The sequence below is a fragment of the Candidatus Vicinibacter affinis genome, from assembly GCA_016714365.1.
GTDB lineage: Bacteria > Bacteroidota > Bacteroidia > Chitinophagales > Saprospiraceae > Vicinibacter > Vicinibacter affinis.
Genome location: JADJNH010000005.1, coordinates 2,127,405 through 2,149,278 on the forward strand (window position 1 = coordinate 2,127,405; position 21,874 = coordinate 2,149,278).

General features: G+C 39.8%; 19 protein-coding genes. 9 read left to right on the forward strand and 10 right to left on the reverse strand.

Going from position 1 to position 21,874, the window contains the following annotated elements; genetic code table 11:
* The first annotated feature begins 3 nt into the window (after window positions 1–3).
* Genes IPJ53_08415 through IPJ53_08425 form a run of 3 tightly spaced genes read left to right on the forward strand, consistent with a single transcriptional unit; the run spans window position 4 to window position 3,667 of the window.
* Window positions 4–2,427, forward strand: a complete 2,424-nt coding sequence (locus tag IPJ53_08415) for a penicillin acylase family protein (GenBank protein ID MBK7799122.1) — start codon at window positions 4–6, stop codon at window positions 2,425–2,427.
* Complete coding sequence (locus tag IPJ53_08420; GenBank protein ID MBK7799123.1) at window positions 2,424–2,780, forward strand: hypothetical protein; 357 nt, start codon at window positions 2,424–2,426, stop codon at window positions 2,778–2,780. The genes IPJ53_08415 and IPJ53_08420 overlap by 4 nt, the downstream gene beginning before the upstream one ends.
* A 20-nt stretch (window positions 2,781–2,800) precedes the next feature.
* Entirely contained in the window at window positions 2,801–3,667 is an 867-nt protein-coding gene (locus tag IPJ53_08425; GenBank protein ID MBK7799124.1) for a hypothetical protein, read from the forward strand.
* Between the two features lie 75 nt (window positions 3,668–3,742).
* Here IPJ53_08425 and IPJ53_08430 read toward each other — a convergent pair whose 3' ends face one another.
* The 7 genes from IPJ53_08430 to IPJ53_08460 form a co-directional block, all read right to left on the reverse strand.
* Window positions 3,743–4,492, reverse strand: a complete 750-nt coding sequence (locus IPJ53_08430; GenBank protein MBK7799125.1) for a hypothetical protein — start codon at window positions 4,490–4,492, stop codon at window positions 3,743–3,745.
* A gap of 384 nt (window positions 4,493–4,876) precedes the next feature.
* On the reverse strand, window positions 4,877–5,764 hold the full coding sequence (locus tag IPJ53_08435; GenBank protein ID MBK7799126.1) for a hypothetical protein: 888 nt from the start codon (window positions 5,762–5,764) through the stop codon (window positions 4,877–4,879).
* 100 nt (window positions 5,765–5,864) lie between these two features.
* Window positions 5,865–7,778: a hypothetical protein gene (locus IPJ53_08440; GenBank protein MBK7799127.1), complete on the reverse strand. Its 1,914-nt coding sequence runs from the start codon at window positions 7,776–7,778 to the stop codon at window positions 5,865–5,867.
* A 162-nt stretch (window positions 7,779–7,940) separates the two neighbouring features.
* Window positions 7,941–8,885: a hypothetical protein gene (locus IPJ53_08445; GenBank protein MBK7799128.1), complete on the reverse strand. Its 945-nt coding sequence runs from the start codon at window positions 8,883–8,885 to the stop codon at window positions 7,941–7,943.
* Between the two features lie 579 nt (window positions 8,886–9,464).
* Entirely contained in the window at window positions 9,465–10,268 is an 804-nt protein-coding gene (locus IPJ53_08450; protein ID MBK7799129.1) for an SDR family oxidoreductase, read from the reverse strand.
* A 34-nt stretch (window positions 10,269–10,302) separates the two neighbouring features.
* Entirely contained in the window at window positions 10,303–11,955 is a 1,653-nt protein-coding gene (gene recN, locus IPJ53_08455) for a DNA repair protein RecN (GenBank protein ID MBK7799130.1), read from the reverse strand.
* Window positions 11,956–11,959: 4 nt separating this feature from the next.
* The gene (locus IPJ53_08460; GenBank protein ID MBK7799131.1) at window positions 11,960–13,861 is read right to left on the reverse strand and encodes a tetratricopeptide repeat protein; all 1,902 of its coding nucleotides are present in this window, start codon (window positions 13,859–13,861) and stop codon (window positions 11,960–11,962) included.
* A 120-nt stretch (window positions 13,862–13,981) separates the two neighbouring features.
* On the opposite strand from IPJ53_08460, the gene lpxD reads away from it, so the two are divergent.
* From lpxD to IPJ53_08485, 5 genes are read left to right on the forward strand one after another with little or no spacing between them, the layout of a single operon-like run.
* Window positions 13,982–15,025: a UDP-3-O-(3-hydroxymyristoyl)glucosamine N-acyltransferase gene (gene lpxD / locus IPJ53_08465; protein MBK7799132.1), complete on the forward strand. Its 1,044-nt coding sequence runs from the start codon at window positions 13,982–13,984 to the stop codon at window positions 15,023–15,025.
* 2 nt (window positions 15,026–15,027) lie between these two features.
* Window positions 15,028–16,419 (forward strand): bifunctional UDP-3-O-[3-hydroxymyristoyl] N-acetylglucosamine deacetylase/3-hydroxyacyl-ACP dehydratase, encoded by a 1,392-nt coding sequence (locus IPJ53_08470; GenBank protein MBK7799133.1) that lies wholly within the window; start codon window positions 15,028–15,030, stop codon window positions 16,417–16,419.
* Entirely contained in the window at window positions 16,416–17,195 is a 780-nt protein-coding gene (gene lpxA, locus IPJ53_08475; GenBank protein ID MBK7799134.1) for an acyl-ACP--UDP-N-acetylglucosamine O-acyltransferase, read from the forward strand. Before IPJ53_08470 ends, lpxA begins: the two co-directional genes overlap by 4 nt.
* Before the next feature lie 5 nt (window positions 17,196–17,200).
* Window positions 17,201–17,815: an ABC transporter ATP-binding protein gene (locus IPJ53_08480; GenBank protein ID MBK7799135.1), complete on the forward strand. Its 615-nt coding sequence runs from the start codon at window positions 17,201–17,203 to the stop codon at window positions 17,813–17,815.
* Window positions 17,816–17,841: 26 nt separating this feature from the next.
* The gene (locus tag IPJ53_08485) at window positions 17,842–18,489 is read left to right on the forward strand and encodes a hypothetical protein (protein MBK7799136.1); all 648 of its coding nucleotides are present in this window, start codon (window positions 17,842–17,844) and stop codon (window positions 18,487–18,489) included.
* A gap of 82 nt (window positions 18,490–18,571) precedes the next feature.
* Here IPJ53_08485 and lpxB read toward each other — a convergent pair whose 3' ends face one another.
* From lpxB to surE, 3 genes are read right to left on the reverse strand one after another with little or no spacing between them, the layout of a single operon-like run.
* Entirely contained in the window at window positions 18,572–19,669 is a 1,098-nt protein-coding gene (lpxB, locus tag IPJ53_08490) for a lipid-A-disaccharide synthase (protein MBK7799137.1), read from the reverse strand.
* Between the two features lie 11 nt (window positions 19,670–19,680).
* Entirely contained in the window at window positions 19,681–20,007 is a 327-nt protein-coding gene (locus IPJ53_08495) for a hypothetical protein (GenBank protein MBK7799138.1), read from the reverse strand.
* Window positions 20,004–20,780: a 5'/3'-nucleotidase SurE gene (surE, locus tag IPJ53_08500; GenBank protein MBK7799139.1), complete on the reverse strand. Its 777-nt coding sequence runs from the start codon at window positions 20,778–20,780 to the stop codon at window positions 20,004–20,006. Before surE ends, IPJ53_08495 begins: the two co-directional genes overlap by 4 nt.
* A 73-nt stretch (window positions 20,781–20,853) precedes the next feature.
* Between surE and holA the strand changes: the two genes are divergently transcribed.
* The gene (holA, locus tag IPJ53_08505; GenBank protein MBK7799140.1) at window positions 20,854–21,858 is read left to right on the forward strand and encodes a DNA polymerase III subunit delta; all 1,005 of its coding nucleotides are present in this window, start codon (window positions 20,854–20,856) and stop codon (window positions 21,856–21,858) included.
* The last annotated feature ends 16 nt before the right edge of the window (window positions 21,859–21,874 follow it).

Below are 21,874 nucleotides of genomic sequence, written 5' to 3' on the forward strand. Positions count from 1 at the left end.
GAAATGCGATTTTTAAAAATCTTACTTCCGATATTATTGTCCTGGGGCTGGATTACATTGATGACCAGATCAATAAAAGTAGGAGAAACCAATTTACCTCCTTTGGGTAATTTCATTTGTCCATCCACAGGCTTTTGGCAAAATGTGTTTAGTGCAGGTAAAAATGCTAAGACTATGGATGTTCTTTCCAATGTTGATGGAAAGATTCATCTCGACGATCGGGCGGTTCCTCATATTTTTGCAGGTTCCTTGAAGGATGCATTTTTTTTACAGGGCTACATGCATGCATACCATAGATTGTGGCAAATGGATTTTGCTACTTTGGCAGCTGAAGGAAGGGTGAGTGAAGTTGCAGGAGTTCGGGCTCTGGACTTTGATAAAATCAAACGAAGGAAAGGTTTGGCAGAATCTGCCAGAAAGAGCATTGAAGTATGGAAAACATTTCCGGAAAGTTTTGCGCTGGTGGAGGCATATACCGCAGGCGTGAATTTTTACATTGATCATCTTCTTCCACAGAATTATCCGATAGAATATAAATTAATGAACGATGCACCGCGAAGATGGTCTCCATATCGCAGTGCCTTGTTTCATAAATCCATGGCAGAAATATTGTGCGGCAGAGAGCAGGATATTGAATTGTCAAATGCTCAGTTGGTCTTCGGTCAGGATTTTGATTTACTCTTCCCTGAGAATAATCCTGAAATGGAACCCGTCATTCCACCCACCAAAGATTGGGGTTTTAAAATGGAAAATTTGGGCTTGGAAAAATCAAATCCCAAGGAAGATATGGGCTACCTTGACATCCAAAGAGAACATCAGCCCAGTGGATTGGGATCTAATAATTGGGCTGTAAATGCAGCAAAATCTACAACCGGAAATCCAATACTTTGCAACGATCCGCATCTTACGCTGACATTGCCTTGCATCTGGTACGAACAACAAATTGTAACACCTGAAATGAATGTCTATGGTGTGACTTTTCCTGGAATACCCGGCGTGGTAATTGGTTTTAACAACGACATCGCATGGGGGGTGACCAACGCTGGTTGGGACGTAATGGATTGGTACCGCATACAGTGGAAAGATGAAACACACCATGAATATTTACTCGATGGTGAATGGAAACAAGTAAACACCCGCTACGACACCATTCGAATTAAGAATGAAAATTTTATCATTGATACCGTCAAGCTCACTGATTGGGGACCGGTGGTCTATGAACACATGAACAATCCGAAAGAAGGGCTGTCCATGCATTGGATCATTCACGAGCCTTCTACCGTTTGCGAGCTGGATGCCTTCGTGGGATTGGGAAAGGGAAAAAACTACAACGATTACCGTGCGGCCATTCGAAAATTTCCATATCCGGCGCAGAACATGGCTTTCATCAGTAAGTCCAATGACATTGCATTAACGGTGCAGGGATTGATGCCCATTAAATCCAATCAATTGGGAAGGTTTGTTTTAGACGGTACTAAAAGTGAACATTCCTGGAATGGTTTTCTGCCACTTGAATTCAATCCGCATTGCCTGAATCCTGCACGGGGATTTATCTCTTCTGCCAATCAAAAATCGACCGATGCTACTTATCCAAATTATTACAATGATGGTGATTTTAGATCCTACCGAGGTAATATGGTCAACAGACTGTTGAGGGAAAAAGAAAAATGGAGTGTAGAAGACATGATGTCATTGCAACACAATGCACACAGTCTGAAAGCGGAGTCCATTTTGCCTTTGATGTTGGAGAAAATGGACAGCGTCCAGACAGATGCAAAGGCACAATCTGTAATTGCTGCTTTAAAGAAATGGAACTACAATTACGATTCCAGCTCTGTTGAAGCTATTTACTTTGATATTTGGTTTGACGCAATTCATCAAATGATTTGGGATGAAGTTACCATGGATACCACCAAAAAAGCCACAGCTATTCCATCTGATGAAACCACGGTAGCGCTTATGAAGAATAAGCCTTTACTCAGTTATTATGACATCCAATCCAGCAAAGACACAGAGCAATTAAAAGATTTGGTAGCCATTTGTTTTGATTCCATGATGACCAAAATTTCAGCCACTGAAATGAAAAACAAAAACTGGGGAGATTACAAAGCTTCAATTATTCCTCACATGGCGAAAATTCAAGCATTTGGAATTCCATTTATCTCTACCTCAGGAGGTAAAGAAATTATCAATGCACATGCCAAGACTTTCGGGCCTTCCTGGAGGATGATTGTTGAATTGACTCCAAGTGGTCCGAAGGCCTTTGGAGTTTATCCGGGAGGGCAAGACGGAAGACCGGGAAATCCAAATTACAAAAATATGATAGAAGATTGGGCGAGAGGAAAATACTATTTATTAAACTATTTGGTGGATGATCAAGACAAACGAATATCCTCATTCTCCACATTAGAATTTAAAAAGAAATGAAAAGTACAGGAGCATATATAGGTTTGCTGATTGCAAGCAGCATTTTTATTGGTTTTTTTCTACCTTGGTGGGTGCTGATGCTGGTTTCATTTGGGCTTGCATTTTATTTTAAGCCAAGTGAATTAAAAGCATTTGTCATTGCATTTGCAACCACCAGTGCATTATGGTCAGGCATGGTTTTCTGGATGGATCAGTGGAGTCAATCTCCACTTTCTGCGATGGTAGGCCAGGTCTTTCGAGGACTGCATCCGCATCATTTGTATTGGATTACCGGATTGGTGGGGGGAATTAGTTCAGGGCTTGCTGCATGGGTCGGAGCGGCCATGAATTCATTTTTATCTATGGGAAAATAGTGCGAAATTTTATTTACTGTTTGTTGTTTCTTAGTCTCGAGCTGCATGCACAGTCCGGTAATTTGTCCTACCTGGTTTATGAGAAGGGTCAGGGGGATTTCAGAATTTTCAACAGCTTGTATTTTGAAAAAAATAAACAATTGAACAGTTCTGATGAATATGTTTTTTTCAATGTGCAGCCTGAATTTTTATTAGGCGTTGGTCGTGATTTAAATGTTGGAGTGCGATTCAGATTGCGCAATGTTATTCGCTCCAGTCATGTCAACCTTTCCGATGTGTTGAGATTTTCGCAAATGGCGAAGAATGGACTTTCATACCGCAGATATGGCTTGAGCGGAACAGAACTTTTTCTGAGACACAAAACTAGTGCGCATACTCCTTCCTTGTCCGTCCAGCATACGATAGGGATTCCTCTGGGCAAAAGTTTGGAGGGCACGGATGTATTGGGTTATTTGGATTGGGCCGGCTGGTCTTATCATGGTCAATGCTTTTACAATGTCCTGTTGGATAAAATTCAACTCTTTGCAGAAATGGGATTGCGATTTGACAATCTAACCTCTGGATTGTTTAAAAAGGAAAGTTCGTATTTTGTTTATGCTGGAATTCCCATCAGTTTCTTACCCGGTTATCTGATCCACCCGCAACATTTTACTTATTTATTATTTCAGACCAATCCCAGATGGTCTGTATCCAGATCTTTTTCATCGGCGGATCCTAAAATACTTTTTGATCCCTTTTCGCAAATTGGATTTGGATATAAGTTTTTCTTTATTCATCAGATGGAAATTGAAACCATCGGAACTTTGTTTTTTTCTGATCATGCTGACAAAAGTGCATATACCATCAGCCTGGGGTTGAGATACTATATGGGGCGCTATTTGTATTAATGAAAAAATAATTCCACCATATTTAAGACTGCTGCAGGACAGACTTATTGCGCTTATATGACCTCACAAAATTTTTTAAAGAGGGAAGGATGCCCCAAAGACCAGATTCCATTGGGAAAAGAAAAATGATTGATGTGCTTTGTCTGAAGAAAATTGGGTCGTTCTAATATCAGGCAAATGAATAAATCCTTCTTTGAATTCGGATTGGAGAAAAAAGTATTTCCATATGGGAATGTTAATTCCTAAGATCGCTCCAAACCCATACCCGGCCAAATGAAATTCATCATTTCTTCTTTGATTCAATAATGTGACATCCGATTTTGGCAATAAAACACCACCACCAATTCCTGCAGTGATATTTAATCGGATTATTTTATGCTTGATTATTTCTTCAAATCTTCTGAATTCAAGATTGATGTAATTCAATCCGTCAGTGTGCTCGAATGCCAGAAATCCTTCTTTGATTTTGATGGATTCTCCCTTGTAAAGACCATCATATTCCGATCCTGAATGAATGTATCCGGAAATTTTCACATCTTGTAAATCTCTGACCACGTATTTCATGTGGTCTACGCCAATGGACACATTGTATTTTGAATTGATAAAATATCCTACCCTGAAATTATATTGTGGAATGGTTGCTTTAGAAGGATTGAAATAAGTGTTCAGATTAAATTTAGTTTTTTTGTCGATGGACTTTACATTCCTTAAAGTGAAGTCGTAATTATTGCCGTTAAATCGGATATCTGATTTGCTGTAGGCTGTTCTGTTCCAACCCCAAAACACAAACAATTTTCCTTTGTTTGAAGGAGTAGAAGGAACCACCGCCTGTGCAAAAGTGAGGGTGGATAATAAACAGAATACGAGCGTAACCCCTTTAAGTTTCATATCGCAAAAGTAAATCAATTTTACATGCACAGTTGGTAGGGGAACAAATTTGCCTTAGGGATATTCAAATTTAATGCTTTATCGAAGAAGAGCCATTCGTGTTTGTAGCCATGAATATGCAAACTTTGCTCAAAAGACTTCTCGAATTAATACATTGATCGATTTACGATTGGAATCAACGGGATATAATCAAAGTAGGCATTTCAATTTCTCTTAATTCTAAGAAAAGTGTGCCATAAATTGGATTTATTGAATGATTTTCCAAATCGGATAGTATGCTGAAGTACCGTTGGTATTAAACATACTCATAAGAAAATATTATTATTTGAATGGTACCGCAATACCCAACCAGGGCAAAATAATGATCCGGTCCAGTTCTCCGCCAACAGGAATGAATCCTCCAAAATCGATGGCCAAATGCTTCGCCATAAATCGGGCACCACCTGAAACAAAACCAATGGTGGTGTTCTCTCCGGCGGCTATTAAATAGTTTTCAGTGATAAAAGCCCATTTTCTTGAAGTCCTGATCATGCCACTGACCGAAAGTGTTGGATATTTAGCAAAGCCTCCATCCTCTCCTGTGTTATATCCATAGCCGAGTCCCAGTGTCAATTGCCTGTCACGTGTGCCAAATGTATTGGCGCCATAAAGTATGCCCACAAATTGACTCTCTTCTCCGGCGATGCCGAATAAAATGGTTCCGGCGCCAAAGGCTCCTTTTCCATTCTTGTAAGGGAAATTAAATTTAGGGGTAATCCAAAAGGGCGTATACTCCAATCCTGCGCCAAATAGAAAGAGAGGAACCACCCCAATTCCTAAAGTAAAATTATCGGTGAATCCATAACTCGCCTGATTGAAAAAGACCCATATATTTTGGTAGTACCCTTCTCCTTTTCTTAATCCATACCCACTTGGCCCCCAAAAATGTCTGCTGGAATGGGGATTCTCCGGCCAATATTCGCCTTTTACCATTTCATCTTTTTTGGGTAGGGAGATGGATTGGATCATTCTTTTTGGAATAGTCAAGGTTCCCAGCTTGGTAGTAACTTCTACAAGGGAGTCTCTTAAGTATTTAACAGTCCCTACGTAATTGTTCCCATCTTTGGTTTCAACAATCCAGGTGGTGTCAGTTTTGGTTTGTCCTATTGCCGCATTAGAAAAACCAATGAGGACAAAACTTAACATGATGGTCAATTTTAAAAATTTCATAACAGACGTTTTCATTTCGGAAATTACACTTTTATTCATTATGAGGTAGAAATATCTTGATACAATTCCTTACAAAAGGAGCGTAATGCGGTTTCCCAGATCAGTTAATAAATTTCCATTGGATAGAAACTCTTACTGCAAAGTCATAGACCGGATATCCTTCTGCAAAACTGATTCTCTTTTTATCCCAAAAAGTATCCAACTGTTCAAATTGAATTCGCGCAGTGAAATCATCTACCTTAAAAATCATAAAAGCGCCCACAATGGGTTTTGTTTTTATGGAAAAGGGACTTAATGGATAATATTGTAAAGTGATGGAGTGGAAACCAAACAATTGGGTAGGGTCGTAAATCTGGGCATTGATACCAAAAGTAGCGTTGGTTGCTTTCTTAAAAAAAGAAGCTTTGTAACTGAGGTCATGATAGGTATACCATCCGGTCCAGCCTGCCGGATCAGGACTTAGGCGGTGCAGATTTAATTCGTGATGGCTACTCCATCGTCTAAAAGTGAGCGTCTCATTTACTTTAAGATGAAGATGCTGAAGAATTCTACCTTCCTGCAGAAATTTTCTGGATGCATCCATGTAAATTAATTGATCAATTAAAGCATACCCTAATTGCAATTTTGGCAAGAAAGATTTTTTTGGTTGGAGTTCAATTGAATAATTGTTTTTTAAAACATTTTTAAAATCATTTTCCCAAATGGCTCGGTCGTTTGCAATCAAATAAAGTTGTTGCCAACTGGGAGTAGCAGATTCCCATTCTACTTTGGCAATTAAATTTCCTATGCCAGGCAATGTCGATTTGAGGCCAACCCAATTCAAATTTGCAAGGCGATTTCCATTTCCTATTAATTGAGTGTGTGCGAACAATTCAAATCCCGAAATTTTGATTTTACCATCTCCATTAAACCGGATCCTGAAAATGTTTTTTTCTACAGAATCAATCAGTAAATGGTTGTGGTCAAAGCCAAAATTTCCATTAAGTGTGGTGTTTTCGGAATCAAAAAATTTGATACCTCCCATTCCGATCCAGGAATATTGTTTGTAAAAAGCACTTATTCCTACTGTGTCGACTGCAAAGAGTGGACCGTAATCAGATAATGAAGATCTGGAACTTGCATCTTCGAATGCATGGGATAATTCCTTGTAGGCAGCCATGAAATTAAATGCAGGCCTGAAAGCACCCCATTTCAATGGTGTCTTGTAGAAGCCATTTACCCCATAATGCCTGATTGAGTGATTGGTCTTTGCAGAAGTGGAATGCACCGGTACTGATTCCCTGACCCGGAATTGATCCAATATTAAAAAACTGTCATTGGTAATTCCATTGTTGTGTTGCAATGCATCTGTATTACTTACCAATACAAAATTTAATCCAAGTGTCTGTTGCTTATTATACCATTGGAGGATGGTTCCCAGGGAACTCAATATATTTCGCCCGTTTTGATAGATGCCTTTGTGATTTATTCTGTTGTAAAATACATTAACATGCACATTGTGCCTGAATGAAGCCGCCAGCATTGCGTCAACCGTGAGGTTATCGATAAGAGACGAAGTTGAACTCGAAGGATACAAACCTTGTGAAACAATCACTTCCGAATATGCTTTGGAACAAACATAGAAGGGAAGCTGGTCAAATTTTTTATGAAAAAAATCAGTGGAATGAAATCCATGATCTACCATGGTATGGAATTGAAGGCCTTCCCTTGCAGCCAATATGGGAGCACCCAAATTGTTGGTACTGATGTAACCTGTATTCCGATAAGGAACCAACAAATAATTACTGGTATCTACTTCCGAAAGGATGTCGGCTGATGAGCTGATTCCTGTTTTGATTTTTATTGGTTGGGCCGTTATTATTTTAGCCAGTGAATCCTGGGTCCTTTGAAGGGTGGAATCTACCTGGGTCTGAGCTTTGATAAATTCAAGGTGTGTAAAACTTAAAAATAACCCAAAAGTGAGTTTAAGTAATTTAGTGAATTTAGTTTCTCTTCTCATTAAAATCTGGTGCAAACATAATGGATTTATGATAGACTGTCAATTTGGATTTCATATTGTACATTATACTACACCGGATTAGGTTTATTTTAACGCACGATAACTTTTGTGATGGGACAATTAAATTTGAAATCAAACTATTTCTAATGCAAAATCTACTTGAATTCAAATAGTCCATTATTCTTTTGAAATTCTCACGGAGCTGAACTCCTTTTCATCCAACAGATATTCTCCTGCAATATACCCGTCGTAAGTTTCACTTTCCTTGGCAGTAGTGGAATAATTGAATGGAAATTTTATTTTGACGCCAAGTGCATTTGAGAGTATTTCATATTCTGCGTGTTCAGGAGGCATGGTGAATGGTTTAGTTAAATGCATCTTTGCCCATTTTTCAGCGACAGGTCTCGACTGATCAATCCAGGATAACAGGCGGTCAGACTCTGTATTGAACTCCCACATTTTTTTTAACTTTTGAGGTTCAGAAAGGTATCCGGGCTGAAATAATAAACTGATAATCGAATTCTTTCGCTGCCAGGCTGCTGACCAATGCCAATGTACCAGAGGAATAATTTCATTAAATTCTTCACCATAGGCTTTGGGTTCCATAAAATATATTCCGAGTCCATAATGATCAGCTTCAGGCCAATCGGAAAGAGCCTCTAGCAATTGAACAAGACGTTCGTCCCGGTTTTTTTTCAGGGGTTCTTCAAAGACTAAGATTCTGATATCTCCAAGGTTAATCCCACAGCTAAAATATTCCACTCCTTTGGATTGAAGCAATCCCAATAAATGTCGGGTATCGGAAAGTTCTTTTTTAGCATTGGCCAACATTGAATCCACTTCTGATTTTATGATCCCTAATCCGGGTTGACGCTTGTCCCAATGTATGTTGATTTGGAGCATTGAATCTTCCAGGCTGGCTACTGTTGAATTTTTTACCTTAAAACTAAGCCGGCGAATTGGATCTTCCGTTTGTGTTTCGATCACCTTTAAAGTTCCGGGATAATGTGTGTCAATCCAATCCTGAAGATTACCGATTTCCTTTTTTTTAGTCCTGCAGCTCAAAAGATAAGCTCCAACAATTATTATAAGTGAGGTTTTTATTATTAAAGACCAGTCCATGAGCTCGAATGATTATTGTATCTAAACCAATTTGTAAAGGTTCATCAATGTTATGAATTTACATTGGTTCCTTCGGGAAACTCAAAACAATTATTTTTTATTAAGTCAGGATTTGCAGATTTCTTTTCCTTTTAAAAAAATGAGATAACAAATACCAACAATCGTTAAAAGTTTTAAACTGACTTTGTAAAACAAAAATAATTTCTGGTATAACCGGTCAGCCACACACAACTTTCAATCAAAGTTATACTTTCTGATGTTTTCCAGATTAAATAAATAGAATTGGCTTTGTTGAAATGTAGGAATATTGACTAAATCCAAGCATTTTTCAGTCTTTTAGGATACGATCATACTTTTATTTGGCAAATACTTTATTAAGCTTATTGAAGTTCCATTCGGCATCATTTACTCAATTGATTTTCATTGAATAATACCGGACTGACTCTTCTTCGTAATAAGTTGTTCGACTAATTTAATCAGGAAGGACCGATTTGAAAACAAGTATAACATCAATTCATGAAAACCACTTTCCAACTAAAAGTAGAATGCATTTTTATTTCTTTAAGAATTTGTCAAATGTTAGAGGTTGAGTAGGGCAGGACTCATACCCATGGAAGAGAATCCACCATCATGGTACAAGTTTTGCATGGTCACCATTCTGGTAAGGTCCGAGAACATGACTACACAATAATCTGCGCAGGATTCTGCCGATGCATTACCGAGCGGACTCATTTTATCTGCATACTCAAAAAACTCTTTAAATCCTTTGACTCCTGATCCTGCAGTGGTCATGGTAGGGGATTGTGAGATGGTATTCACTCTTACCTTTTTGTGTACGCCATAATGATACCCAAAACTTCTGGCAAAGGATTCCAACAAAGCCTTGGATTCAGCCATTTCACTGTAATCCGGAAAAATTCGTTGTGCGGCAATGTAGGTCAGTGCCATGATAGATCCGCCATCATTTACAGCATCCAGCTTATAGGCTGTCTGCATCAATTTGTGAAAAGAGATGGAAGAAATGTCAAAGGTTTTTTGCATAAATTCATAATTCAGGTCTGTGTAAGATCTTCCTTTTCTTACATTCAAAGACATGCCTATGGAGTGTAATATAAAATCTATTTTCCCGCCAAGAATTTCCATGGATTTTGTCAGCAGGTTTTCCAAGTCTTCCACAGAGGTAGCATCTGCCGGAATCACTTCTGCATTTAAGACTTTTCCCAATTCAAATATTTTCCCAAAGCGCATGGCCACAGGTGCATTGGTAAGTGTAATGCGCGCACCTTGCGCTACACAACGTTCTGCTACATGCCAGGCAATGGATTGCTCGTCTAAAGCACCAAAAATAATTCCTCTTTTTCCTGATAAAAGTTGATTTGACATATCTCTTATTTTCTGTAATGATAAATGATATTTTTTAATTTAATGCAATAAGTTCGCTGGCATTTTTTAAAGCTGAATCGGTCGGCGGATCTCCACTCAGCATTTTGGCTATTTCAATCGTACGGTCCTCCTTCTCAATTTTTTTCATCCGGGTATTGGTAATGGATTTTGAAGAATCTTTGAAGACATAAAAGTGATGGGCTGCCCTTGAGGCTACCTGAGCTGAATGTGTGATGGTGATGAGCTGCTGATTGCTGGACATTTCCTTTAAAATGTTACCCATCTGGAGTGCGACCTGACCTGAAACTCCCGTGTCTATTTCATCAAAAATCATGGTGGGCAGCTGTGATTTTTTAGCAACCAAAGATTTTAAAACAAGATTGAGTCTTGACAATTCTCCCCCGGAAGCTTGATTTTTTATTGGCTTGACGGTCGAACCTTTGTTGGCAGAAAAAAGGAAGTCTATCTGGTCTTTTCCGTTTTCGGTAAAATCTGGAGATTCCTTCAGTTCAATCTTAAATTGGGCAAACTCCATTCCAAGTAATTGCAACAGTCGGACGGCTGCTTTTTCCAGTTCTGAGGTTTTACTTTTTCTTTTATCAGTCAATGATTCTGACAATTTTTTCAACTCATTTGAACCAGATTTTATTTGTTTCTCACATTCAATGATCTGATCTTCCAGATCAGTGAACGATTGAATTTTGCTACCGGTTTGTTCCATGAGCTCGATCAGTTCATGGTCTGTCTGCAAGCGATGCTTTTTTAACAATCGGTTGATTAAATCCAGACGATCCTGCATTTGATTGATCTTCTCTGGACTCATTTCAGTATGTTCGTTGAGGCGTTCCAGCTCATCGCCAATGTCTTTAATTTCTGTGCGCAATTGATCCAATCGCTCATAACTTTCATTAAGAATGGGATTAATGCGGACAGGTTTCAGCAATTGAAGGCATTGTAAGAGTTGCTCGGAGATTCCTTTTTCATCATTCAGAATTTGTGCAACCGATCCCGCATTTTTCAAAATTTCACCCGACTTAGTTGCCAGATTGAGTTCTTCTTCCAATACGGCATACTCATTCGGTTTTAAACTGGCTTGTTCCAATTCATTTAATTGGAATTGGAGAAAGTCCATTTCTGACTGACTTTTTTGTTGACTTTCCAGCAATTGTTTTTTTTGGGCCAACAGGCTTTTGTATGATTTGTATTTCGATTGGTAATTGGTCAGCAAGTCCTTACTGCCTGTAAAATTGTCCAAAATGTCCATTTGGATTTCTTCTTCCAATATGTCAAGATGGTCAAATTGCTGGTGTATGTTGATAAGGTGCGGGGCCAGTAGATTTAATTGGCTGACCAAAACAGGGGAGTCGTTTAAGAAGCTTCGTGATTTGCCATTCGGTAAAATTTCCCTTCTGATGATGAGCTGATCAGGATTTTCACCATCCAACAAATCTTTTATTTTAGATTTTACCTGCTCCAACTCCGTGAATGTTACTTCCACAATGCACTTTTCGTCTGGATTTCTAAGCACTTTATTGTCAGCCCTTGCACCCAGAACAAATTGAAGTGCGCCAATCATAATGGATTTACCGGCTCCGGTTTCTCCGGTGATGGCGATAAGTCCATCAGGCCAGTTGATTTCCAGGGAATCAATGATGGCGTAATTCTTAATCATGAGTGAAGCGAGCATGCTGTTATTTGCTTTGGTTAAATAATGGCTGGGCTTCCTCTACTTTTTCGCCCAGTCTGCGCGCTTGCTCAAAGTCCGCTTGTGCCTGACTGGTATTGCCAAGGCTCTGATAGGTTCTTCCTCTTTCAAGGTAAACCAGACCATATCGGGGATTAATTCTCAATGCTCTGTCATAATAAGTGATGGCCTTTTTGCTGTCACCTATTGCCCTCAGACATCGGGCACCTTCGTACCAAAGATCTGCATCATTTGGCTCCAGTTGAAGATACGCGTCTATGTCTGCCAGCGATTTGTCGTATTGCCCCAATTGATTGTAAATGATGGATCGGTTGAGATAAGCTACTTTCCAACGCGGATCCAGTGCAACGCCTTTGTTCAAATCTTCCAAAGCCGCTTTAAGATTGCCGGTTTTGGCGTGTGCGGCACCTCGATTGGTATAGTATTCGGCAGAAGTTGGATTTAATTCAATGGCCTTGTTGTAATCCAGGATGGCTTTTTGATCTTCGTTTTTATTAAAAAATAATTTTGCCCTGCTGTTATAGGTAGAATGCCCTGCTTTGAGTTCAATGGCTTTGTTGTAATCGTCAAGGGCTTTGTCAAATAATTTTAAATCGCGAAGGTGGTTCGCCCTGTTGTTAAAAGGAAGGGAAGTGTTGTCATAAAACTCAATGACTCTGGTCCAAAGTGTACCCGAATCTTTCCAATAATGGCATTGTTTGAAGGACAAATACCCAAGAAATAAAAGGTAAACACCCAGGGAAAAATTCAATGCCTGAGATTTTTCCTTGTTTTGCTTAAAAAATTCCTGAAGGTAGTAACAGCTTATAAAAAACAAGCCGATGTAGGCTATGTAGGTAAACCTATCGGCCAGATATCCCTGTCCGGCACCTAAAACCTGCAAGAGAAAAACAATGTTGACAAAGAAAAATAAGAATCCAAAGACCACGGCTTTTAAATCTTTTTTGTACGCCCAGTAAACTCCCCCAAGTATGAGAATGGCCGCCGGCATGGACAAGTAATGCCAAATGCTCAACTCTTCGGGATATGGGTACAATGGTAACATCCGATAAGGAATTAACCACTTTATCAAATAGGTTATTAAACTATAACTGCCTATAAACAATCGGCCTATTCCGGCATGTGTCACATTTGCTTCAAGCGAGCCTTGTTGTTTTAACATGTAAATACCAAGAATTCCGACTGCAAGAGCACCCAGGAAAAATGCCCATTTTTCAAGAACCAGATTAAACCCTATTTTACGCCCTTTCCAATAGTCTACGGCAATCATGGAAAGTGGAAGGGCCACCATTTGTATTTTGGCAAACAGTCCAATGGCAAACAACAGGAATACCCAAAACATTCTTCCAGCTTTTGGTTCATCCAGGTTTTTTACATACAGATACAGAGCAGGAAGGAAAAAACTGGAAAAGAGTACGTCTTTTCGCTCGGTAATCCAGGCAACTGACTCCACCCGTAATGGATGAATCCCGAATAAAAGGGCTCCCAGGGCGGCAAACCAAATACTCAATCCCAACCTCTGGAAAATCTTAAAAGCGAAAAAAGTACAAAGTAAATGCAGCAGTAAATTCGTCCAGTGCATAGCTTTTGGGCTCATCCCGAACATCTCATGTTCTATGGCAAAACTCAGAATGCTCAATGGATTGTAGTTCCCTATAATGGGCGTTTGAAAAATGGCTTTTACATTTTTGCTGTTTAAATCCTTGATCAAAGGATTTTCATAAACATTCCGGTCATCATCCCAGTTGACAAAACCATTTTGCAGACTCGGCGTAAAAACTAAAAAAGTTATTCCGAGTATCGCCCAAATAACCCAGGAAGGGCCGGCCGGAGTGCTGGCAACTACCGTGGCCTTTTCAATCTTTTGTTTGGCAGATTTCTTACCCATAAGTTGATCTTGTGAGCAAAATTAGTCCAATTTTTTATTTGCCCTTCATTGGTTTAGTCCTTTCTGTGCTAAAGCTAATGATATGGGTTGAATATAAAACATTCCTTGTACTTTTGCTTAATGAAAATCAAAGCAGGCGAATTAGCAAAGCTTGTACAAGGAACTTTGATCGGGGATCCGGGTATTGTCCTTGATAAACCGAGTAAAATTGAAGAAGGTACCCCGGGAAGCGTTTGCTTTCTGGCCAACCCTAAGTATGAACCCCATTTATACACCACACAAGCATCACTGGTTATTGTACAAAATGATTTTGTGCCAAAGGAACCGGTCAGTGTGGCCCTTTTGAAAGTTGAAAATGTTTATCAGACTGTAAGTCAACTTCTTGCAGCATTTGAAACCAAATCTACTGAGACGGGGGGAGTTCATGCAATGTCCCAGGTAGCACCTTCAGCGGTGATTGACCCTGAAGCCACCATACACGCTTTTGTCGTGATTGAGGAGGGGGCCACCATTGGCAAGAATTGCATCCTGCATCCGCAGGTTTTTGTAGGAAAAAATGTGAAGATTGGCAATGGGACCGTATTGCATTCTGGGGTCAAGGTTTACCATGAATGTGAGATTGGTGCGCATTGCATCCTTCATTCAAATGTAGTAATTGGGAGTGATGGGTTTGGATTTGCACCCAAAGAAGACCGCACCTATACTAAAATTGCGCAAATAGGAAATGTACTGGTGGGGGACAATGTTGAAATCGGTTCCAATACTTGTATCGACCGGGGCACCATGGGGTCAACGGTGATAGGGAAGGGGACAAAGTTGGACAACCTTATTCAGGTAGCTCATAATGTACAAATTGGAGAAAATACGGTAATTGCTGCACAGGCTGGAATTGCCGGCAGTGCTAAAATTGGCAACAACTGTGTGATTGGTGGACAGGTAGGAATCGTAGGGCATATACAAATAGCAGATGGCACCATGGTGCAGGCTCAGAGTGGAATGGTGAGCAATGTGCTGGAGGAAAATACCAAATGGTATGGTTCGCCGGCAATGGATTATTTCAGTTTTTTAAGATCCTACAGTGAATTTAAAAAACTTCCTGAACTTGGAAAAAAAATACACGAACTAGAAAAACTCCTTAAGAATTCAGAATTGACCAAGAGTTAAATATGAAGCAGAGAACTATTGCAGAGGATATTTTAATCCAGGGAGTCGGTTTGCATACTGGAGCCAAAGTCTCCATGCGTTTTATGCCCGCTGCGGCCGATCATGGGATTAAGTTTAAAAGAATTGATCTTCCGGAGCAACCGGTGATCATTGCCGACACTTCCAAAGTAATTTCAACCAACAGAGGGACCACACTTCAGGAAGGAATAGCCCAGGTGTGGACTGTGGAACACACCCTTTCAGCCCTTACGGGAATGGGAATTGACAATGTAATGATTGAATTGGATGGACCCGAAATTCCTATTTTGGATGGCAGTTCAATCCAATTTGTACAGGCCATTGAAAAAAGTGGAATCAAAGAACAGGATCAGGACAAGGATTATTTCATCATCAGTGAATCCATTTCATTTGAAGACGAAGACACCGGCGCGGAGTACATGGCCATCCCGTCAGATCATTTTGAGTTAACTTCCATGATTGATTTTAATTCCAAAACACTTGGGCAGCAATTCGCCTCACTCGATGGATTGGAAAATTACAAATCTGACATCGCACCTTGCAGGACCTTTGTCTTTTTGCATGAACTGGAGCGTTTGCTGGAACAAAATCTAATTAAGGGAGGTGATCTGGATAATGCAATTGTCATTGTAGATCGGCTGATGAATCAGGAAGATCTGGACGAATTGGCAAGAAAATTAAATAAACCTTCGGTTAAAGTTGAACGGGAGGGAGTTTTGAATACGTTGACTTTGCATTTTTCCAACGAACCGGCCAGGCATAAATTATTGGATGTTCTGGGCGATCTCACTTTATTGGGAAAGCCAATACTCGGCAAAATCGTGACTAAGAAGTCAGGACACAAATCAAATGTAGAATTTGCGAAGGTCCTGAAGAAGAAAATGATCGAGCAAAAGAAGTTAAGGGGTTTGCCTACATACGATCCGGATAAGAATCCGGTATTCAATACGGTGGACATTCAATCCATGCTTCCGCACCGATATCCTTTCCTACTGGTAGACAAGATCATTGAAGTGACTAACAGTCAAGTGGTCGGAGTAAAGAATGTGACCATGAATGAGGCCATCTTCATGGGCCACTTCCCCAACAACCCGGTATTCCCTGGAATGCTGCTACTGGAGGCTTTGGCTCAAACCGGAGGGGTTTATGCATTAAGCCAACAACAGGATCCACATCTTTGGGATACTTATTTTCTAAAAGTCGATAATGCCAAGTTTCGTCAAAAAGTTGTTCCCGGAGACACCTTAATACTAAAAATGGAGTTAATTTCGCCAATTCGTCGGGGGTTGGTCCAGATGGCCGGCACTGCGTATGTGGGCACCAAGGTGGTTTGTGAAGCCGAGTTGACCGCGCAAATTATAAAGAGAGATTCATGATTTCTATCCAGACCAACATTAGTCCGGGAGCCAAAATTGGAACCGGCACATCTGTAGAGCCGTTTGTAACCATTCAATCGGATGTCGTCATTGGTCAAAATTGTTGGATTGGACCCTATGTTACCATTATGAACGGGGCAAGAATTGGAGATAATGTAAAAATCTTTCCGGGCGCCGTAGTGGGCGCTGTTCCACAAGACCTTAAATTCGAAGGGGAGAATTCACTGTTAGAAATAGGCGACCACACCATAGTCAGAGAATATTGTACCTTAAACAGAGGGACAAAGGCTTCTATGACCACAAAAATAGGTGCACATTGCCTCCTTATGGCTTATGTTCATGTGGCACATGATTGTTTCGTGGGAAATCATGTAATTCTTGCCAACAACGTCAATCTTGCCGGGCATATAGATATAGGGGATCACGCCATTTTAGGTGGACTGACCGCTGTTCACCAATTTGTAAAAATAGGGGCACATGTGATGGTAGGCGGTGGCTCACTTGTCACCAAGGACATTCCACCATTTGCCAAAGCCGCTAGAGAACCTTTGATTTACGAAGGAGTAAATGCGATTGGATTGCGTCGAAGAGGTTTTCAAAAAGAGCAAATTGACCGCATCCATGAAATATATCGTTACCTGTTCATTAAATACCGAAACATCACCAAGGCAGTGAATATGATCAGGGAGGAACTTCCTGAGTCTGAAGAAAAGACGGTCATTTTGGAATTTATCCAGGGTAGCAACAGGGGAATCATGAAAGGACATCGACGTTAATTCAGATGGAGATTTTTGCAGAGCATCTCTACAAAAGATACTCAAACAATTATTGGGTAATTAAAGATCTTAACCTCAATCTCACCGCAGGAAAAGTTTACGGGCTTTCCGGTGCCAACGGTTCGGGAAAAACCACCTTGATGCATTTAATGGCAGGATTAATTATCCCCACAAAAGGAAAGATAATCTATCAATCAAATGGTGTGGCCATTGAGGATCATCTATGGTTCCGACATTTTAGTTTTGCAGCCCCCTATGCAGATCTTTACGACTATCTCAGTGTAAATGAATTTTTGGAATTGTACTTGTGTCATAAGGAATTTACGGGTAATTTGAGTATTGATGATTTTTTAAAAATTTGTTTCCTTGAACCACATAAAGATAAATTTATCAAAAATTTTTCTTCCGGAATGAAGCAGCGCTTGAAGCTGGCATTGGCGCTTTTGACTCGTTCACAAATTGTTTTTCTGGATGAACCTTTGTCCAATCTTGATGACTTTACAAAAAATTGGTATTTTAGTTTGCTGGAAGAGCATAAATCAGACAGAATAATTGTCATAGCTTCCAATGATGAAGCCGACTTTAAAGCAGTGGAAAAAAAAATCGAATTGACCAATTAACATTCAAACTATAAAATACATTTGTCATGGGTTTATGGGACATCATTACTGGTGCCGACCAGGAAAGAGATCGGAACGCTGCCATCAGGAATTTTGCCTACAATGCCGGAATGGTTTACAGTGAGAGTGCAGCCATTGGAATGCTCAAGCAGGTTCAAGCTTTTGAACTTTTTAAACAGGGGACTCAACGGAAAATAAAAAACCTGATAATCGACCGGGAGATGGATCCGGAACATTTTATGTTTGATTATGACTATACCATTTCCACCGGAAAATCATCTCACACTTATTCTCAAAGTGTTCAGTTCTTTGATTCTAAAGCGCTGTCTCTTCCGCAATTCAGGTTAAAACCTGAGAATTTTTTTGATGTTTTGATTGAGTGGTTTGGATTTAAAGACATTGATTTTAATACCCATCCTGAATTTTCCAAAGAATTCAAACTTACAGGAGAATTCGAAAGTGTGATTAGGTATTACTTTGATTCCGACATTTTGAATTTAATTGAACAACAGAAAGAATTTAATATGGAGGGAATGAATTTTTATTTGGTCATTCATACGCAACATAAAGTTTTGCCCGTACAACAATTGGATGGATTCAAAAAATTCGGCACCATGCTTTTCGAATTATTTAAGTTGAGGTCACAGAAAAGCCTGGAGGAGTTTGAAATATAATCTACGATTCAATCAGGTCCTGATGATTTAAAGGATGTCTCAGGAATTTGGCACAAAAAATATTTCCAGTTAAAGCGGTAAACTATAAATCTTTATAAATCACTTCGGCAATCTTCTTTTCAGTGTCTGGCAATATCAGCATTTCGTGCAAATGGCTGTAGGCATTTTTGATCTCCTGGTATTTTTTTGGTTCCAGTAAATTCTCAAGTTCATGATTAATTCGAATTGGATTCATTTCATTCTGAATCAATTCCTCAATGATTTTTTTACCGGCAATCAGATTTACCAGACTGATGAATTTTACTTTTATCAGCCGTTTTGCAATTTGATAAGATATCCAGTTTCCTTTGTAGCAAACGATTTGGGGGACACCAAATAATGCTGTCTCCAGCGTGGCTGTTCCACTGGTTACCAAAGCGGCTGTGCTGACGGTTAGCAAGTTGTAAGTGTCCTGATAAATCACCTTGCAAGGCACATGACTATTTTGGATAATGTCCTGATAAAGTTGGCGATGATGTTCCAATCCTCCTATCACCACTTGATACTCCCGGAAATTTTCCAAACCTTCTAAAAATACTTTCAGCATGGTCATAATTTCCTGTCTTCTGCTGCCCGGTAACAATGCAATGATCGGTCTTTCGTCCAACTTATTTTTTTTACGAAATTCGGGATCTGCTTTAAATTCTCTGATGTGGTGCATCAATGGATGACCAAAATAATAAGCGCTTATTCCATGATTATGGAAAAATTCTTTTTCAAAAGGAAGGATGACAAATAACTTGTCCACATATTTTCTCAATTTTATTACCCGGTTTTCCTTCCAGGCCCATGCTTGAGGGGCAATGTAGAAATATACTTTGATGTTTTGTTTTTTTGCCCACTCTGCCATTCTGAGATTAAACCCTGGATAATCAATGAGGATGAGGGCATCAGGTTTGTCCGCCAGTATACTTTTTTTAGTAAGTTTGAAGAGACCCAAAATTTTTCTAAGGTTCATGATAACCTCTGCAAAACCCATGAAGCTGGCATCTTCATAACGGACTTCCAACACACATCCTTCGGCAGCCATTTTCTGTCCACCCCAACCCCTGGCCTTCAATCCGGGGTCTATCGAATGCAAGGCCGCTAATAATTTACTGCCATACAAATCACCCGAAGCCTCGCCGGCAATAATGTAAATATTCTTTGACACTAGAATTTTAATAATTCAAAACCATACAAATACATCCATATGATTACATAGGCCAGCGTCGGAAAGACAACTCCTCTCATCGCATCCTGCCAATAGCGTCGGCTAAAAATTTGCATAGGAATTGCATTGAGTATTAAAGCAATCAGACCAATGGTCCGTTCTCTGAAATTTGGTGACATTCCAATGCTGCTGATGATGTCCTGGTTATCAAGAAAGTCATAAATCATCAGAAGGATGGCATAACCTACAAAAGGTAAAATCAGTCCCGCCAGAATTCCGACGTAAACTTTGTTGTAGGGGTGGGTGGAAGGAGGGTATAAATTCATTTTGTCTGATTTTCTAAATGAGCATTGGCAGGAAGGGCCTTGTGAACAGTAAGGTCATGTCCGGAAGGTACTACACTGATAAAACCATGATCAAGGGCCCAAAGGTCCGTGTCCTCATGAGGGTCATCCCATAAAAACTGGCCCGTCAACCAATAGTAAGTCTGATTTCGGGGATCTTTTCCCTCTTTGAATTCTTCCACCCAGTTTCCTTCAGATTGCCGGCAAATCTTAATGCCTTTGATTTCCTTCCGGGTTAATTTCGGAATGTTGACGTTTAAAAGTTTGCAATGATTAATTCCTTCATTGAGTACTTTGTCTATCAAAAAGTCAATGTGCGGCATGGCCTGCCAAAAATCCGCATCAAATGAATAGTCCAACAGTGAAAATCCAATGCTTGGAATTCCCTCCAAACTTGCTTCCATAGCAGCGGACATGGTACCGGAGTAGATAATGTTGATAGAGGCATTTGACCCATGGTTTATACCCGAAAGACAAAGATCAATGGTCCTTTCTTTGAGCAACACATTTTTTGCAAGTTTTACACAGTCAACCGGAGTCCCACTGCATTCATAGGATTCTACATCCTCAAAAACGTCTATTTTATGGAGCCTGAGTGGGAGATTCATAGTGATTGCGTGCCCCATGCCTGATTGTGGGGAATTAGGAGCCACCACCACCACCTCACCATGGTTTTTAGCTATTTCGACCAGGGCCTTTAGACCCGGAGCAAAAATGCCATCATCATTGGTGACCAGGATTAACTTTTTATTCATATTAATTCTTCGATGAAAGCCCAAAGATAGTCAGGTCCTGTTTAATTTTACGGATTGGATTATCAACAAGAGGATGGATTACCAGGCTATATTGAAGGATTTTGGTGGCGGCAAAGTAAAGCCGGTTTACTTTTTGACCGGAGATGAAGATTATTTCATCGACAGTCTGGTAAAAGAAGCAGAGAATAATCTGGTGCCTGAGTCACAGAAAGATTTTAACCTTCAGGTGGTCTACGGAAAAGATACTACCACCAGGGCTTTGGTTGAATACTGCCGGCAATTTCCTTTTATGGGGGACAAAAAATTGGTGGTGGTCAAGGAGGCACAGGATTTAAAAGACTGGGACGTATTGGAGACTTATTTTAAGCAACCGGTACCTACCACCACACTGGTAATTGCTTACAAAAACAAAAAACCCGACGGCAGGTCTGCCTGGGTCAAGACTTTAAAAGAAAAACACGTTTTTTTTGAATCAAAAGGAATTTACGATTCACAGCTGCCGGCTTTTATTTCCAATTTAGCTTCCGGCCTAAAACTGAAATTGGATCAGGAGGCCGCCATGTTGGTTGCAGAATACATTGGAAATGACTTAAGTCAAATCAACAACGAACTCCAAAAACTTCGGGTCAATCTCGAGGAAGGCAGCAAGGTGAACAAGGATCAAGTTTCAGAGCACATTGGAATCAGTAAGGAATACAATGTGTTCGAATTGTGTAAGGCGTTTTCCCAAAAAGACAAAAGAAAGATTTATTTGATAACAAAAAATCTCGTCTTGCACATCAAGACAAATCCACTCATACCTTGCATTACCTCGATTTATAATCATTTCTCAAAGATTTGGCTTACAAAACATTATCTTTCGAAAAGTGATCAGGAACTGATGTCGATACTTAAACTTTCCTTCAGTTCTTATATCAAGGAATACAAGGAAGCAGCTGGAAAGTACAGTGTCGCAGAATTGGAACAGATTTTTTCAATGCTGAAGGAATATGATCTTAAATCGAAAGGAGTGGATGTGGCAGGAGTTTCACAGGAAGACCTTTTGCTTGAATTGGTACTTAGAATTTCACCTCAATAAAAATTAAAAAATGAAT

Excerpts from the sequence above, each read along its gene's own strand:
- IPJ53_08415 (MBK7799122.1), top strand. The coding sequence starts at position 4 with ATGCGATTTTTAAAAATCTTACTTCCGATATTATTGTCCTGGGGCTGG.
- IPJ53_08420 (MBK7799123.1), top strand. The coding sequence starts at position 2,424 with ATGAAAAGTACAGGAGCATATATAGGTTTGCTGATTGCAAGCAGCATT.
- IPJ53_08435 (MBK7799126.1), bottom strand. The coding sequence starts at position 5,764 with ATGAAATTTTTAAAATTGACCATCATGTTAAGTTTTGTCCTCATTGGT.
- IPJ53_08445 (MBK7799128.1), bottom strand. The coding sequence starts at position 8,885 with ATGGACTGGTCTTTAATAATAAAAACCTCACTTATAATAATTGTTGGA.
- IPJ53_08450 (MBK7799129.1), bottom strand. The coding sequence starts at position 10,268 with ATGTCAAATCAACTTTTATCAGGAAAAAGAGGAATTATTTTTGGTGCT.
- recN (MBK7799130.1), bottom strand. The coding sequence starts at position 11,955 with ATGCTCGCTTCACTCATGATTAAGAATTACGCCATCATTGATTCCCTG.
- IPJ53_08460 (MBK7799131.1), bottom strand. The coding sequence starts at position 13,861 with ATGGGTAAGAAATCTGCCAAACAAAAGATTGAAAAGGCCACGGTAGTT.
- lpxD (MBK7799132.1), top strand. The coding sequence starts at position 13,982 with ATGAAAATCAAAGCAGGCGAATTAGCAAAGCTTGTACAAGGAACTTTG.
- IPJ53_08470 (MBK7799133.1), top strand. The coding sequence starts at position 15,028 with ATGAAGCAGAGAACTATTGCAGAGGATATTTTAATCCAGGGAGTCGGT.
- lpxA (MBK7799134.1), top strand. The coding sequence starts at position 16,416 with ATGATTTCTATCCAGACCAACATTAGTCCGGGAGCCAAAATTGGAACC.
- IPJ53_08480 (MBK7799135.1), top strand. The coding sequence starts at position 17,201 with ATGGAGATTTTTGCAGAGCATCTCTACAAAAGATACTCAAACAATTAT.
- IPJ53_08485 (MBK7799136.1), top strand. The coding sequence starts at position 17,842 with ATGGGTTTATGGGACATCATTACTGGTGCCGACCAGGAAAGAGATCGG.
- IPJ53_08495 (MBK7799138.1), bottom strand. The coding sequence starts at position 20,007 with ATGAATTTATACCCTCCTTCCACCCACCCCTACAACAAAGTTTACGTC.
- surE (MBK7799139.1), bottom strand. The coding sequence starts at position 20,780 with ATGAATAAAAAGTTAATCCTGGTCACCAATGATGATGGCATTTTTGCT.
- holA (MBK7799140.1), top strand. The coding sequence starts at position 20,854 with ATGGATTACCAGGCTATATTGAAGGATTTTGGTGGCGGCAAAGTAAAG.